The sequence below is a fragment of the Acidocella sp. genome (genome assembly GCF_028687955.1).
Lineage (GTDB): Bacteria > Pseudomonadota > Alphaproteobacteria > Acetobacterales > Acetobacteraceae > Acidocella.
On the sequence record NZ_JAQTZC010000059.1, the window covers coordinates 1 to 14,424 of the forward strand.

The 14,424-nt window shown below is 58.4% G+C and carries 20 protein-coding genes and 1 pseudogene; 20 read left to right on the top strand and 1 reads right to left on the bottom strand.

The window, feature by feature from the left end:
- On the top strand, positions 1-727 hold a 727-nt coding region (locus tag PHE40_RS08525; RefSeq protein WP_299960767.1), incomplete at its 5' end, for a glycosyltransferase.
- Between the two features lie 39 nt (positions 728-766).
- Here the strand turns inward: PHE40_RS08525 and PHE40_RS08530 are convergent.
- Positions 767-1,099 (bottom strand): helix-turn-helix domain-containing protein, encoded by a 333-nt coding sequence (locus tag PHE40_RS08530; protein ID WP_299960769.1) that lies wholly within the window; start codon positions 1,097-1,099, stop codon positions 767-769.
- 106 nt (positions 1,100-1,205) lie between these two features.
- Here PHE40_RS08530 and PHE40_RS08535 point away from each other — a divergent pair, with 106 nt between their 5' ends.
- From PHE40_RS08535 to PHE40_RS08625, 19 genes and pseudogenes are all read left to right on the top strand, one after another.
- Positions 1,206-1,490: an AsnC family protein gene (locus PHE40_RS08535; protein WP_299960771.1), complete on the top strand. Its 285-nt coding sequence runs from the start codon at positions 1,206-1,208 to the stop codon at positions 1,488-1,490.
- A gap of 14 nt (positions 1,491-1,504) precedes the next feature.
- Complete coding sequence (locus PHE40_RS08540; protein WP_299960773.1) at positions 1,505-1,918, top strand: DUF6362 family protein; 414 nt, start codon at positions 1,505-1,507, stop codon at positions 1,916-1,918.
- A gap of 104 nt (positions 1,919-2,022) precedes the next feature.
- The gene (terL, locus tag PHE40_RS08545; RefSeq protein WP_299960775.1) at positions 2,023-3,378 is read left to right on the top strand and encodes a phage terminase large subunit; all 1,356 of its coding nucleotides are present in this window, start codon (positions 2,023-2,025) and stop codon (positions 3,376-3,378) included.
- Positions 3,379-3,402: 24 nt separating this feature from the next.
- A complete protein-coding gene (locus PHE40_RS08550) occupies positions 3,403-4,797 on the top strand; it encodes a hypothetical protein (protein WP_299960777.1) in 1,395 nt (464 codons plus the stop codon).
- Positions 4,794-5,183 carry a hypothetical protein gene (locus PHE40_RS08555; RefSeq protein WP_299960778.1) on the top strand — a complete coding sequence of 130 codons (390 nt, stop codon included), beginning with the start codon at positions 4,794-4,796 and terminating at the stop codon, positions 5,181-5,183. The genes PHE40_RS08550 and PHE40_RS08555 overlap by 4 nt, the downstream gene beginning before the upstream one ends.
- A 94-nt stretch (positions 5,184-5,277) precedes the next feature.
- Positions 5,278-6,600 (top strand): DUF4043 domain-containing protein, encoded by a 1,323-nt coding sequence (locus PHE40_RS08560; protein ID WP_299960780.1) that lies wholly within the window; start codon positions 5,278-5,280, stop codon positions 6,598-6,600.
- A gap of 12 nt (positions 6,601-6,612) precedes the next feature.
- The gene (locus tag PHE40_RS08565) at positions 6,613-6,921 is read left to right on the top strand and encodes a hypothetical protein (RefSeq protein ID WP_299960782.1); all 309 of its coding nucleotides are present in this window, start codon (positions 6,613-6,615) and stop codon (positions 6,919-6,921) included.
- Positions 6,905-7,318 (top strand): hypothetical protein, encoded by a 414-nt coding sequence (locus PHE40_RS08570; protein ID WP_408838885.1) that lies wholly within the window; start codon positions 6,905-6,907, stop codon positions 7,316-7,318. The genes PHE40_RS08565 and PHE40_RS08570 overlap by 17 nt, the downstream gene beginning before the upstream one ends.
- Positions 7,319-7,334: 16 nt before the next feature.
- On the top strand, positions 7,335-7,964 hold the full coding sequence (locus PHE40_RS08575; RefSeq protein WP_299960784.1) for a hypothetical protein: 630 nt from the start codon (positions 7,335-7,337) through the stop codon (positions 7,962-7,964).
- Positions 7,961-8,794, top strand: a complete 834-nt coding sequence (locus PHE40_RS08580) for a hypothetical protein (RefSeq protein ID WP_299960786.1) — start codon at positions 7,961-7,963, stop codon at positions 8,792-8,794. The genes PHE40_RS08575 and PHE40_RS08580 overlap by 4 nt, the downstream gene beginning before the upstream one ends.
- 11 nt (positions 8,795-8,805) lie before the next feature.
- Entirely contained in the window at positions 8,806-8,946 is a 141-nt protein-coding gene (locus tag PHE40_RS08585) for a hypothetical protein (protein WP_299960788.1), read from the top strand.
- A gap of 3 nt (positions 8,947-8,949) precedes the next feature.
- Positions 8,950-10,503: a phage tail protein gene (locus PHE40_RS08590; RefSeq protein ID WP_299960790.1), complete on the top strand. Its 1,554-nt coding sequence runs from the start codon at positions 8,950-8,952 to the stop codon at positions 10,501-10,503.
- A gap of 15 nt (positions 10,504-10,518) precedes the next feature.
- Entirely contained in the window at positions 10,519-10,947 is a 429-nt protein-coding gene (locus PHE40_RS08595) for a hypothetical protein (RefSeq protein WP_299960792.1), read from the top strand.
- Complete coding sequence (locus PHE40_RS08600; RefSeq protein ID WP_299960795.1) at positions 10,944-11,249, top strand: hypothetical protein; 306 nt, start codon at positions 10,944-10,946, stop codon at positions 11,247-11,249. The genes PHE40_RS08595 and PHE40_RS08600 overlap by 4 nt, the downstream gene beginning before the upstream one ends.
- Before the next feature lie 228 nt (positions 11,250-11,477).
- Positions 11,478-12,338 (top strand): hypothetical protein, encoded by an 861-nt coding sequence (locus tag PHE40_RS08605; RefSeq protein ID WP_299960797.1) that lies wholly within the window; start codon positions 11,478-11,480, stop codon positions 12,336-12,338.
- Positions 12,339-12,345: 7 nt separating this feature from the next.
- Positions 12,346-13,044: a hypothetical protein gene (locus PHE40_RS08610; RefSeq protein WP_299960799.1), complete on the top strand. Its 699-nt coding sequence runs from the start codon at positions 12,346-12,348 to the stop codon at positions 13,042-13,044.
- Positions 13,041-13,229 (top strand): hypothetical protein, encoded by a 189-nt coding sequence (locus PHE40_RS08615; protein ID WP_299960801.1) that lies wholly within the window; start codon positions 13,041-13,043, stop codon positions 13,227-13,229. Before PHE40_RS08610 ends, PHE40_RS08615 begins: the two co-directional genes overlap by 4 nt.
- Positions 13,219-14,196 carry a phage late control D family protein gene (locus tag PHE40_RS08620; protein ID WP_299960802.1) on the top strand — a complete coding sequence of 326 codons (978 nt, stop codon included), beginning with the start codon at positions 13,219-13,221 and terminating at the stop codon, positions 14,194-14,196. Before PHE40_RS08615 ends, PHE40_RS08620 begins: the two co-directional genes overlap by 11 nt.
- 8 nt (positions 14,197-14,204) lie before the next feature.
- Positions 14,205-14,424 (top strand): annotated as a pseudogene (locus tag PHE40_RS08625) (baseplate assembly protein); the annotation flags it as partial.

A 14,424-nucleotide genomic window follows, 5' to 3' on the forward strand; every position in this document is an offset into this window, starting at 1 on the left:
GTCATCCTCGCCGGAGGCTGAGCCATTCACCGCCAGGCAGGCTAATTTGCCGGGGACCCGGGTGATACGGATTGCCGAGCCGTTTAATTATTCACGGCTAAATAACATTGGCGCGCGGGCGGCGCGGTATGAATTTTTGTTGTTGTTAAACAACGATGTGATTGTTCGTGAGCCGCTGTGGCTGCGCACGATGCTCGACGAATGCCTGGTGAACGAGCGCGTGGGCGCGGTGGGGGCGAAGCTTTTATATCCGGCGGGGACGGTGCAGCATGCCGGAGTGGTGCTGGGCGTGGGCGGTGTGGCAGACCATGCCTTCAGAGGGATTGCTGGGCGGGCGCCGGGCTATGTGATGCGCGCGATGGCGGCACAGCAGATATCGGCTGTGACGGGGGCCTGCATGCTGGTGCGCCGGGCTGCTTTTGAGGCTGTTGGTGGGCTGGATGAGGCGGAGTTAACGGTTGCGTTCAACGATGTCGACTTATGTGTAAAACTGACACAGGCCGGATGGCAGATTGTTTATACGCCCGATGCCGTGGCGGAGCACCGCGAGAGCGTTAGCCGCGGGGATGATTTCGATGAGAGCAAGATTGCGCGGTTCATGCTTGAAAATGAGGTGATGCGGGAACGGTATGCGGGGATTTTGCCGTATGATCCGTTCTATAATCAGCATTTTTCACGCGAGGGCGGTGTGTACCGGGAGTTACGCCTGCTGGAGCCGGCGCGTTAGGCCGGCCGGAATGGGGCGCTGGCTGTGCGCGGCGGGATGTTAGCTGCGGGCCAAGCGCCGGGCTGTGAGGAGGAGTATTCTCCGGTCTTCGGCGGAGCATGCGCGGTAGAGACGCATGAGGGCCAGTTCATCACCTAAAAGTGAGCCGGTTTCACCAGACACAAGATAGCCAAGGGAGGTGTTAAGCACCTTGGCGATACGTTCCATATTGTCACGGACCTGCCCGGCGCGATCAGTCTCCCATTGGGCGATGGCGGAACGGGAAACATTGAGTTTCGCGGCAAATTCATCCTGCGTGAGGTTGGCGGCGAGGCGGAGAGCTCTGATGCGTGAGCCGACGGTTTCGGGAGGGGGCTGTTTTTTTGATGACATGGTGTGTTTCTAACATGCTGTTTATAATAACACTATGTTAGTTTTTGTTGACAAAAAGTGTTATAATAACTAACTGTCCGGCGGATAACACAGAGAGGACAGAAGAATGCCAAAGGCGAGAGTTTGGACGGCGGCGGCGGATGCGGTCATTCGGAACATGCGGGCTGGTGGGGCGACGTGGGCGCAGATCGGCCGCACGCTCGGATTGTCGCGCAACACGGTGATAGAGCGGGGGCGGCGGCTGTGCGCGCTGGCGCCGGTGAAGGTTGTGGCGCCGGTGAGCGGGGAGGTGGTGTCTGATGATCCGAACCGGGGGGCGCTGCGGGCGAGGCATCCGCTGACCTGGGGGCTGCTGACAAGCGAGCCGTATCCGCAGGGCGGCTGCCAGTGAGGGCGGTGGGGGCGATGAGCGGGGATGAGGTGGTGGCGCGCTTGGAGGCGGCGGGGGCGACGCTGCTGGCGCTGCCTTCGGGCGGGTATTCAACGCAGTTGCGGCAGATGAAATTCGATATCGTGCACACGGCGCTGGAGGCATACGGATGGGAGTCCGCTGTGCTGCGCCCGCCGGTGCCGAGTGCGGCGGCGATCAGCGCCATGGATGAGGCGTTTGGCTGGCTCGCGATGATCCCCGAGACCCGCTATGTGCTGCGGCGGATTTTAGGCGCGCGCGCGTTGGTGCATCCGATCACGGAACGGTATTTGTATCCGTGGCGGCGGCTGGGCGCGATGCTGGGGGCGGACCACAAATCAGTGCAGCGCTGGCATGGGCAGGGCATTGAAATGCTGGCCACGGCACTGGTGAAGGAGGTAAAAAATTAATTTTTCTAACGTCATGTTTTTTTAACTTGCCCACATGCCCCACCTTGGCATATACGTCTTGGCATACTGGTTCTTAACGCGCACCAAGAGGTACGGCAGAAAATATGTTGGCGGGTTTGCTTGGATTTTCCCGCCATGCGATGGCAGGCATGGCGCGGGTGCCGGCGCGGCATCACGAGCTTTTGATTGAAAAGCTAGATGATGTCGCCGAGGGGCGTTGTGACCGGCTGATGGTGCAGATGCCGCCGGGATCGGCGAAGTCTACGTATGGGTCGATATTGTTTCCGGCGTATTTTTTTGGCCGGCACAAGACGGCGCAGATTATCGCGACCGCGCATACGGCTTCGCTGGCGGATTATTTCGGACGGCATGTGCGCAAGGCAATTGCGGAGCATGGCGAGTGGCTGGGGGTGACGCTGGCCAAGGAAAGCCGGGCCTCGGCGAAGTTCAGGCTGCAGGAGGGGGGAGAGTATTTCTCGGCCGGGGTGCGCGGGCCGATTACCGGGCGGCGGGCGGATCTGATCATCATTGATGATCCGGTTAAATCCTGGGCGGAGGCGGAGAGCCGGGCGTCAAGGGATGCGCTGTATGATTGGTACAGGGCAGAACTTTCGGCACGGTTGAAGCCGGGAGGGCGGCTGGTGCTGATTATGACGCGATGGCACGAGGATGATTTGGCGGGTCGCCTCATGGCAGGGGAACCGGCCTGGGAAAACTTACGGCTGCCAGCGATCGCGGAAAGCGGTGACGCGATGGGGCGGGCCGTGGGGCAGGTTCTGTGGCCTGAGTGGCAGGACGAGGCGGCGGTTTTGCGGCGGCGCCATGAGGTTGGCGAGCGGGCGTTTTCGGCGATGTATCAACAGCGGCCGCGGCCGCCGGATGCGGCGTTGTTCAAGGTGGATGCGATAAAGATTTTGGCGCAGGCGCCAGAGGTTTTGCGCAGCGTGCGGGCGTGGGATTTGGCGGCGACGCTGCCAGGTGTTGGGCGCAACCCGGATTATACGGTTGGGTTGAAGCTGGGGCTGGCGGCGGGAGGAGATTTGGTGGTGCTGGATGTGATCAGATTCCAGGGCTCTCCGGCGCAAGTTGAGGCGCGGATTCATGCGGCCGCGAAAGCGGATGGTGTGGGCACGATTTTGGCATTGCCGCAGGATCCGGGGCAGGCGGGGGCGGCGCAGGTCGCCATGCTAAAGCGTAATTTGAGCGGGTTTCAGGTGGTTTCATCACCGGAGACGGGCGCGAAGGTGATGCGCGCGATGCCGGCGGCAACGCAGGTGGATGGCCGGAAGGTGGCGTTGCTGGCGGCGCCGTGGAACGAGAATTTTATGAGTGAGATTCGAGCATTTCCGGATTCGGCAAAGGATGACCAGGTGGATGCGTTCGCGCGTGCGGTAAATACGCTGGCGACCACGAATCCTCAGGTTGCCCGCCGGGTGAATGTAGCGCTGCTGGGACGATGACCGCTAATTAAACTGTGAGGTTGCATGTTCGAGACGATTTGCGACACGGTGCCAACCGACACCGGCCTGCCGGCGCGCGTGGCGCGGCTGGAAATTTTGCGGCGGGTGCTGGAGGGGACAATTTATGACAATCTGCCCTACCAGTTCCATGAGGAGCGCAACGGCGCGGGGGAATATATTCCGTTACGTCAGCGCAGGCCCTCGGTACGCTACGGGCTGGCGCGCATTGTGGTGGAGGATTCCGTTGCATTGTTGTTCAGCGCAGGGCATTTTCCCACGGTGGAGGCTGCGGATGCGGCGCTGGCGCGAGCATTGGGCGATGTGATTGCGGAAAGCCGCCTAAACGAGGTGATGATTGATGCCGCGATACGGGGATCCGTTGGGTCGGTTGCTATTTTATTGAGAGTATTGCGGGGGCGGGTGTTTTTCGCGGTGCTGGAGAGCCAGTATCTGACGCCGGTGTGGGATGTGCAGGCGCCTGATACGCTGAGTCAGGTTACTGAAAAATATAAAGTGAACGGCGCAGATTTGGTGGCGCAGGGTTATGCGGGGGCTGATCCGGCCGCAATGTACTGGTTCCAGCGGATATGGGACAGCGAGGCGGAGATATGGTATTTACCGTGGCCAGTGAATGATGCTTCCGCCGGGCCGGTGCGCGATGAAGTGCGCAGCGTGCGCCATGGACTTGGCTTTGTGCCGATGGTGTGGATACGCAATTTGCCCGGCGGCGATGGGATTGACGGCGCGTGCACCTTCCGGGCCGCGATTGATAGCAATATTGAGATTGATTACCAGCTGAGCCAGGCAGGCCGGGGGTTGAAGTACAGCTCCGATCCGACGTTGCTGATCAAGGAGCCGGTGAGCAGTGATTCGGAGATTGTGAAAGGTGCGGGGAATGCACTTGTGGTCTCTGAAAAAGGTGATGCTAAGATGCTCGAGATTGGCGGGACGGCATGCGAGGCAGTGATTCTATATGTGCGGACGCTGCGCGAGTTTGCGCTGGAGAGTGTGCATGGCAACCGGGCGAATGCCGACAGGCTGACGGCCGCGCAATCGGGCAGGGCGCTGGAGTTGATGAATCAGGGATTGCTCTGGCTCGCGGATAATTTGAGAATTTCCTATGAAAATGGTGGTATTTTGCCGCTGATGAAAATGATTGTGCGGGCTTCGCAGGTGTTTCCGCTAACGGTGATGGGAGAGATGTTGGCGCCGCTGGATTCGACGCAGCGGCTGCGCCTGCGGTGGCCGCGCTGGTATCCGCTTTCAGCCGATGACCGGCTGAAGGAGGCGCAGGCGGTAGCGACGTTGACGAATGCCGGGCAGCTCTCACGCGAGACGGCGGTGAAAACCATTGCGGCATCGCATAGTATTGCTGATGTTGAAGCTGAATTAAACGCGATTGATCAGGATGCTCCATGACAGATGAGATGAATGACGCAGAGGATTGGCAGGCACGGGCGCAGAACGCCGAGGCGGCGCTGAGCCGTGTGCAGGCGGAGGCGGAGGTGCGGTTGATCCGCGCTGAGCTGAAGGCGGAGGCGTTGCGTGCTGGAATGGTTGATCTGGATGGTTTGAAGCTGCTGGATGCTGCGGATTTGCGGCTGACGGAAGCCGGCGATGTGGCCGATGCACCGGCGGTTCTGGCCAGGTTGAAGCGAGCGAAGCCATGGCTGTTTGGGATGGTGATGTCATCTTCATCGGCGGCGAATCCGCCGCGGCCGGAGCCGGTGCGCACGCGCCATGCCAATGATCTGAGCCATGAGGAATGGGTGGCGGCGCGCGCCGCGCTGCTGCGCCGCCGTTAATCCGGCGCAAGGTAATTTAATTTGCTGAAAATCCGCCGGGCGGGGCCTGCCGGATATTGAAGAATCACGTTTTAAAATAAAGGAATTTTTGCCTATGGGTATTCAAAATTTTCCGGCCGCGCTGCAACCGATTATCCAGCAGGGATTTTTGGAGCGAGAGTTTGAGACTGCGCTGAAGTCGCGGTTGGGATACCGGTTGATCGCGGACAGAGAAGAGTTTTCAGTCGGGATTGGCGAGACGCTGACCAAGACGCGCGCGGGGTTGAAGCCGAGTGTGACGGTGCCGCTGGCGGCGTCGACCAATACGAATCTGGACAATGGGTTGACCTCCACGAACTGGGGGGTTGAGCAGTATACGATCGCATTGAATTTTTATGCCGCGACGCAGGATTTGAACATGGTGACGAGCCGTGTGGGCATTGCCAGCCAATTTTTGCAGAATGCGGCGACAAATGGCGAGCAGGCGGCGCGAAGCCTGGACGAGTTGGCGCGCAATGCGCTGTTTGCGCCGTATTTTGGCGGGAACACGCGGGTGACGGCGACGCTGGCGGCTGCGGGCCCGAGTGTTGAGGTTGACGATATCCGTGGTTTTCAGACAGCATTTTCCAACGGGGTGCAACAGGTGGTATCTGCCACCTATCCGCTGACTGTGACAGTTGGGCTGAATTTGTATACCGTTGTGGGGGTGATGCCCGATGCGGTTAACGTATCGAGCGCGCCAAACGGTATTTCAGGGCAGTTGCTGTTCTCGGGCAATGTGAGCATTGCTGATGGCACCGCGGGCAATGCCGTGCAGGCGGCGACGGCGAGTTCCATCGTGCGTCCGGCGGGCCGGAGCACGACCGCCGGCTTGCAGGCCACCGATACGCTGAGCATGGGCAATCTGCTGGATGCCGTGGCGCTGCTGCGCCGCAATGCGGTGCCGTTGGTTGATGGCGTCTACAACTGTTATCTTGATCCGGTATCGGCGCGGCAATTGTTCTCCGACCCTGATTTCAAGCAGCTTTTTCAGGGGGCGACGTCCTCCAATCCGGTTTTCCGCCAGGGTATGGTGAGCGATTTTCTGGGGCTGCGGTTTATCACCACCACTGAAGCCTATGTACAGAATCATCCTTCGATTCAGAACCTGTATGTGCGGAGGCCGATTGTTTGCGGCCAGGGTGCGCTGATCGAAGGCGATTTCGCGGGGATGGCGGCTGATGACGTGGCGCCGAAGGATAGCTTGGTGAACGTGATTGACAATGTGGCGATGGTGACGCGCGAGCCAATTGACCGGCTGCAGCAAATTATCGCGCAGAGCTGGTATTGGATCGGCGGTTTTTGCGCGCCATCGGACACCACGACGACACCGACCACCGTGCCGACCGCGACCAATGCGAATTACAAGCGCGCGGTGATGCTTGAGCACATTGGTTAAGGAGGGACGGCAATGTCAACAGGTTCGACGCAACCATTCCGGCCGGCTGGGACGGTCAGCATCACGGCCACGGCCAGGGCCGCCCAGATTCCGCTGGCGGGCGGGGGGAATGCCGTGCTGATTTATAACGCGGGGGCAACGCCGGTATTTTTCCGGCTGGGAGGGGCAACCGGGCTGACGGCGACGCTGAACGATACGCCCGTGCCACCGGGGGGAAGAATGCTCGTAGGCGCGGGGCCGTTTGTTAGTTATGCCGCCGTGTTGGTCGCTTCAGGCTCCGCGCTTGTGTATTTCACGCTGGGCGATGGGGACACATACTGAGATGACCGGCAGTGTTGCAGCCTCTTTCACCGATGGGCAGAAGGCGGATATTCGCAGGTTTTGCGGATATCCGGCCTATGGCGCCGGGCCGGCGGGATTCAACGCCTGGAGGTTTTTTCAGGCATATGGAACGCTGGAGTACCGGATGAACAATCTGGCGCCGGCGGAAGTTGCCGTGACGCTGCAATATATCTCAACCCTAGCCACGCTTGAGACGACGGTGCCGAGGACATCGGAAAACCTGGATACCGAGAGCGCCGCCGCGTGGACGCATAACGCCGACGAGATGCGTGATAGGAGCAATTTGTTCGATAACTGGCGCCGCCGCCTGTGCGGTTTTCTGGGTGTGCCGCCAGGGCCCGCGCTGGCGCAGGCCGGCCTGACTTTGGTGGTATGAGATGGATGGCGTGCGATTGGCTGACCGGCTTGCCTATGGGGCCGGGTGCGCGGCGCGGCGGACAGGGTTTCTGTACGACGCGTACCGGCCGGAGGGGCCTGAGGCGCCGCTGGGGCTGGATAAGCGGTTTTTAAGGCTATGTGTGGCCTTTGTGTTGCCTGGCGGTTCAGTCACCGCTCCCAGCGGCCTGGGCATGCCATTCCGCCAGGCCTGGGCGGATTGGAGCTACTTGCGGGCGGGGGATTACCTAGCAGGGCCGGAAGGCACCGTGTTTGTGGCCGGGATTGAGCCGCCGAAGCCGATGCTGGTTGTGATGACGAATGCGGTTGTGAGTCTGGTGCGGCCTGAGGCGCCTGTGCTGGCGGGGCTGAATGGATATGGCGCGGTGCTGCCGGGCACGCAAAGGACGCTGATGGCGGGGTTTCCGGCAAGCCTGCTGGTGGGGGGCATGGGCGACAGAACCAGAGCCGGTCTGCCAGATAATACGAAAGTGCCGGGATTTAGCGCATTGTTGCCGGTGGTGGCAGAGGCACTGCCGCATGTGGGGGACATTTTGAGCACGGAACGCGGCGAGCGGTTTATTGTAACGGCTGTTGAACGGCTGGATGCGGTGTGGCGATTCTCGCTTGTGCAAGAGGTGGGATGATGGCTGATCAGGCGGATGTGGAGGCCGCGCTGGCGGCGATCGTTGCTAATGCGCTGTATCCGCGTGGTGTGAGCGCGCCCAGCACGACGGGGAGTATTTGCCGGATATACAGGGGATTTCCAAATACTCCCGCGTTGGACGCGGACCTGGCCGCCGGTGTTGTTAATGTAACGGTGATGGCTAGCGCGGCGGTGGTGAAAAATGTGACGCGCTACCCCCGGCGGTGGGTGAGTGTGGCGCCGGTGGTGGAAGTGTTGAGTGTGGCGGTGACGGGGCAGGCGGCGGTATTCTCAGGCACCTGCGCGGTTGGGCAACTGGCGGGCATAAAAGTGAATGGCGCCGTCTATCCCTATGCGGTGCAGGCAAATGACAGCCCGGCTACGGTGGCAAGCAATATCGCGGCGCTGTTGCGTGCTGACGGCTGGGTGGCCGATTATGCCGGTGCGGTGGTTGGGGTGCCTGGCGCCGAGACGTTTACGGCGCGTGTTGTAAGCGGCGCGGGTTCGTTGCAGGAAATTAAGCGGCAGCAACAGGATTTCAAGATTACACTATGGTGTCCTGATCTGGCATCGCGGGATGCGGTGGCCCCAGTAATCGACGAGGCGTTGGCGGATTTGAAGTTTATACCTCTGGCGGATGGCTCGTATGCGCGGTTGATTTTTGCCGGCAGCGTGGCGGAGGACAATGCAGGGGATGCGACACTCTACCGGCGTGATCTGACGTATGGCGCTGAGTATCCGACCACGTTGACGCAGGTGACGCCGGCGATGCTGTTTGGCGTTACCACTGTGATCGCGAACGCCACATTTGTTGAAAATATTCAATCATAAAGGAAATTGTGATGCTATTTCACCTCGTGGTGTTGAAGCCGTTTGCCGGTTACAGCCGTGGCGACCTAATTACGGATGCCGTAGTGGTTGAGGATATTCTGGCTGGACCGCAAAAGGGTTTTGTTGTCCGCCTTATGCAGAAGGAAGGTTGAACCATGCCTGTTGTACAGCAAGGTGCGATAAATACCACGGCGTTGATTGTCCCTGATTTATATGTGCAGATTGTGCCGCCGCAGACGCTGTTGCTGAACGGTGTGCCGACGGATGTTCTGGGCGTGGTGGGTACGGCGAGTTGGGGGCCGGTGGGAGAGCCGGTGATTATTGGCAACATGGGCGACTATGCCGCGAGCTTTGGCGCAGTGATGCCTAGAAAATACGATATGGGAACGCAGGTTGCCACGGCCGTGCAGCAGGGGGCGGGAAATTTTTTATGTGTGCGAGTTACTGACGGCACGGATGTTGCCGCTTCTTTGAATGTGCTTGGCGCCGTCCAGTTCACGGCTTTGTACACAGGCAGCCTGGGCTCGCAGTTGACCCTCACATTCTCAGCGGGATCAGCTGCCAGCAGTTGGCGGCTTACCGTGGCCCTGCCGGGGCTGAACCCGGAAATTTATGATAATATCAGAGGGATTGGAGCGCAGTTCTGGCTTAATCTCGCCAATGCGATCAACAAGGGTAATGGAGCGTTGCGGGGGGCTTCGCAACTGGTGGTGGCCACTGTGCTGGGGGCGGCGACGGCCCCGCTAGCAGGCGTGTTTCTGTTCAGTTCCGGCACGCCGGGAAGCGATGGTGCAAATGGCGTGAGCGCGGCTACGCTGGTGGGGAGTGATTCTCTGCCGCGGCAAGGAATGTATGCGCTGCGCGCACAAGGCTGCTCGCTGGCACTTCTCGCGGATGCGGATGATCTCACGCAGTGGAGTGTGCAGACGGCGTTTGGTCTTGCTGAGAGCGTGTATATGATTTTGACTGGGCCGGCGGGTGATAATATCGCGAATGCGGTTACAACGAAGGCGCAGGCGGGTGTTGACAGCTATGCGGCGAAGTTGATGTTCGGCGATTGGGTTTATTGGTCTGATCAGGCGAATGCGTTGATCCGGCTTGTATCGCCGCAGGGGTTCGTGGCCGGCCGGTTGGCCAATTTGTCACCGGAGCAGTCATCGTTGAACAAGCCGCTTTACGGCGTGGTCGGTACGCAAAAATCCGGTCAGCCGGGCGGTGGCACGGCGGCGACCTACGCAGCGGCCGACTTGGCCGCATTGCTGGGTGCGGGCATCGATGTGATTGCGAATCCACAGCCGGGCGGGGCTTATTGGGGCGTGCGTGGCGGGCACAACTCATCCTCGAACGCGGCGACGAATGGCGATAATTATACGAGGCTGACGAACTATATTGCGAGTACGTTGGCGAGCGGCATGGGCGCATTTGTCGGCCAACTGGTGAATACCTCGTTATTCCAGAATATACGCTCCACGTTGCTGGCGTTTTTGAATGGGTTGCTCTCGCAGGGGATGCTGGGGCGGACCGGGAGTGGCGCGCCGTTTACGGTTGTTTGCGATGTCACCAATAATCCGCCGGCTAGGTCAGCGTTGGGATATGTGCAGGCGGATGTGCAGGTGCAGTACCAGGCGATCAATGAGAAATTTATCGTAAATGTTCAGGGGGGGCAGACGGTGCAGGTGAGTGTGCATACCATTCCTTCGAATATTTAAGCCGGGAGAGCAGAAATGCCGTATAATACATTTTCGGTCGGCAGTGATTGCCAGGTCGTGGTGATGGGGCCGTTTGGCCGTGTGGATCTGGCGCATGTGACGGGATTTGAGGCGCAGCAGTTGACAGTGGCTGTGCGGGTGGACCGGCTGGATGGCGTGCAGCTTGGGGCGGAATTGCCGAAGGGCTGGGCGGGAAGTTTTTCGCTCGATCGTGGATCGTCCGCGGTGGATGATTTCATCGCGCAGATCGAGGCCGCGTATTTGGCTGGTCAGTCGATAAATTCCGGGACGCTTTACCAGTATATCCATGAGCCGGATGGATCGGTTTCGACGTATCAGTTCAATGGTGCAGTGTTTAAACTGGCGCTGGCGGGAACGTATAAAGGTGATTCGCCGGTGACGCAGCGGCTTGAATTTTATGCGTCTGGGCGCACGAGGGTATGATGAGCGAAATCGTGACGGATAACGCCGGGCGGAGGATTCAACTGCGGCGGATCGGGGTGGTGGAGCAGATGCGCTTGTTCAAGGCGCTGGGGCCTGAGCTTTCTGCCAATGCAGCGTATATGCATGGTGCGTTAATTGGGGCGGCGGTTGCGATGATCGATGATTTGCCCATGCCTTTTCCTACGAATGAAGCCGGGTTGGAGGCCGCGCTGGAGAGGATAGGGCTGGATGCCATGCCGGTGGTTGCCAAGGCCCTTGAGGATGAGTCTGACCAGCAACTTGTGGCCGCCGCGGGAAACTAGCACGGCACCCGGCACTGACGGATTGTTTGTATCTGGTTGGCTGCGGGGTGCCTTATGACGTGGCGTTTAACATGGATGCGGTGGAGCGCTTGGCGCATATCGTGGTTTATGGTGAGCTTTCCGGGCTGACATATGATTGGAAACAATTACGTTGGGTACAAATATAATTCTATGCTGGCGAGTTAACCGCCGGGGAATTTCTGAAGCTTTCTCAGGATGGAGAGGGGTATGATTGTACCTAAGGATGACACGGGATACACTGCAACGGGCCATGATTGGCCTGTTGAGGACGTTGCTGCCGTTGCCGGCCAATTTTTGGTGATGGGCGCGGGGCGATATTCTGGCAGGGTGGGTAAATGGCATTTGCCGGTGCGGTCGGGCGTGAATCGGAAGCTGCACAGGATTTTTTTTAAAGATAAGCAGGCAAGAGGACTCCAGAGCGTGCCCATGGCGCCAAAGCGTAGTTTTACGTTTCGCTTAGGAATGAGTGAAGCGCCGAGGATTCAGGGAGAGTTAAAAAATACATTTTGGCTTGCGGGTTCAGCTGGTGAACGTTTTTCAATGCCCGGGCTTCGCGCGGGTTGGGGGAAGCAATCGTCATGGCTGGGCGGAGGGCATGTGTTGCCGGGAAGGGGAAAACATTTGGCTGGCCTGCATATGTTGCTAACAAAGAATGAAAATGCCACGATAAGCCATCTGCGGATAAAACCGGGCGGCCGGGTGGGAAATGTAGGGCCCTTCGCGCCGGTGAGTGTGGTTGCACCGTTCCGGATGAGTGGCCAGGAGAGCAGGCTTGGACGTTCTGTGCGTCAGGAAAATATGCGCGTGCATCCGGCGGGGCCGCCGCGTTTATACAGCCAGGAATTGGCATCTACTGGTTATGGACTCAAGAAAAATCGTGATATTTCGGAATATGTGACTGGAAGTGATCAAGGTAGCGTGGCGCAAGAACCGCGTAAGCGGATGGCCGATATCTCGCGCGCTATGGGGGATTATTTTATGCATCAGGCGAGGCTGCCGCCTTCAGGGGCGATGGCGTTTGATCCGCGGCTGACACCTGCCTGGGCTGGTTTGAAGCTTCCTGTTTGAGGTTATCATGAGTCATGTGATTTTGACGCTGGGCAGTGTGGTATTCCGCGACATGGAAGTACCTGAGAAGATATCCTTCGGTGGACGGCAGAATTTGGCTGTCCAGCAGTTGATAGGCGGGGGAAGGATTGTTCAGGCACTTGGCCTGGATGATGGGAAAATTTCCTTTGCGGGAATTTTTTCAGGCAATGATGCGGTTACGCGGGCGCAGATGCTCGATGCCGCACGGGCGCTGGGAGCCCCCTTGCCGTTGGTATGGGATGGGTTTTATTATACGGTGATCATCGATGAGTTTTGTGCAGAATATCGCAAAACAAACCTGATTCCATTTTCAGTGACATGTCTGGTTATAAGCGATCCGCTGGCATCACTGGCGGCAGTTGCAGCGCCGGTGGCGAATCTGATCGGCAATGACTTGACGGCAGCTGGCGCACTGAGCGGCCAGGCGGGGGTTTCATTGGACGGGATTAGTGCCAGTGGAATTGCCGGGGTGGCAGCCTTACAGAGCACGTTGCAAGGCATAGTGGGCACACAGGGAGGGGTGCTGAACGGTGCGGCTGCACAATTGAACGGCGCAGCGGATGCGCAGGGAGGCGTGGTGGCGGTTAATCAGCTTGATGTTGCGTCTTCGACTTTAGCCGCGGCCGCAGCGGTGAGCGGCTATGTAGGCCGCGCTGTGGCGAATCTGGCGGGGACGCTGCTATGAGCAACCGGATTATCACCATTGCGGGTGGAAACCTGTTTGCGGTTGCGGCCAAATATCTGGGAGATGCGACGCAGTGGATTCGTATCGCGCAGCAAAACAGGCTCAATGATCCGATTCTGCAGGGGGTAAACATGTTGATTATACCACCGATTGATGCGAGCGCGGGAGGTGGCGTTGGCAGTTGAACAGCCACAACTGCGGATCAGCATCGGAGGGGGGGGTGTACCTGGGGCAATTGAACTGGACATTGAATCGGTGGGATATTTTGCGGCGGACCGGTTTCGGATCAGTTTTGCGATCGGGGTTGCTGCGTTTACAACGATTTCGTATTTTATGAGCCTAGGACTTGAGATAATCACGATAGAGGCCGCTCTGGAAGGGTTTGGATATACCACGCTGCTTGTGGGGCAGGTTGATAATATCCAAATAGATATATTACAAAATAGGGCAATACTGACGGGGCGGGATCTAGCGGCGAAGCTGATTGATACTGAATTTTCAGAGACATTTGTGAATCAGACCGCCAGCCAGATTGCTGTGACGATCGCGCAGCGGCACCAGTTGATAGCCAATGTAACGGCTACAACGACTATGACGGGACAGTACTATCAATTGGATCATGCGCGCACGGCTTTGGGTGTGCATTCACAGGGGACCACTGAGTGGAATCTGCTTTCTACTTTAGCAAGTGTGGAGAATTTTCAACTATCTGTTGTTGGTACAGTCCTGAATTTTGGGCCTCCCGCACCGGGTATTCCGTTGTTTTTGTCGGCGCAGAATTTTATTGCAGTGACATTTGACATGGCGGCAAGCCTACCAGGTGGAACTATTGTGAAGTCTTGGAATTGCCGGAATAAAACCGTGATTGCCCAGAGCAAAGGCGCAGGTCTTATGACAACTTTGGTGAGGCCGAATTTGACGCAGGCGCAGGCGCAGGCGCTCGCTACGAGCCATTTAGCTACACTTGCGCAACATGCATTGGTTTTGCTGGGAACGATGCCAGGTGATTTGGTAACGATGCCGGGTATGCAGATACAGTTTGGCGGGACGAATTCATCGTTGGATCAGAATTATACGATCGTTGAAGTGTTGCGCACAGTCGATGAAAACCATGGTTTTTTGCAGAGAATACGGGCCTATACGGCTAGTTAGGGACATTCATGGATCAGTTCTGGAATATGGTGAAGGCACGGGCCGGAGGATTGGACGGGCTTGCCGGGGTGGCGCGATTTGGACTGGTTTCAAGCTTTGACTCCGCGACTTACAGCGCCAAGGTATTAATTCAGCCTGAGAATGTGCTGAGCGGATGGCTGCCGATTGTCTCCACTTGGGTGGGTGCCGGCTGGGGTCTGGCGGCGCCGCCGCCCTTGGGTGCGCAGG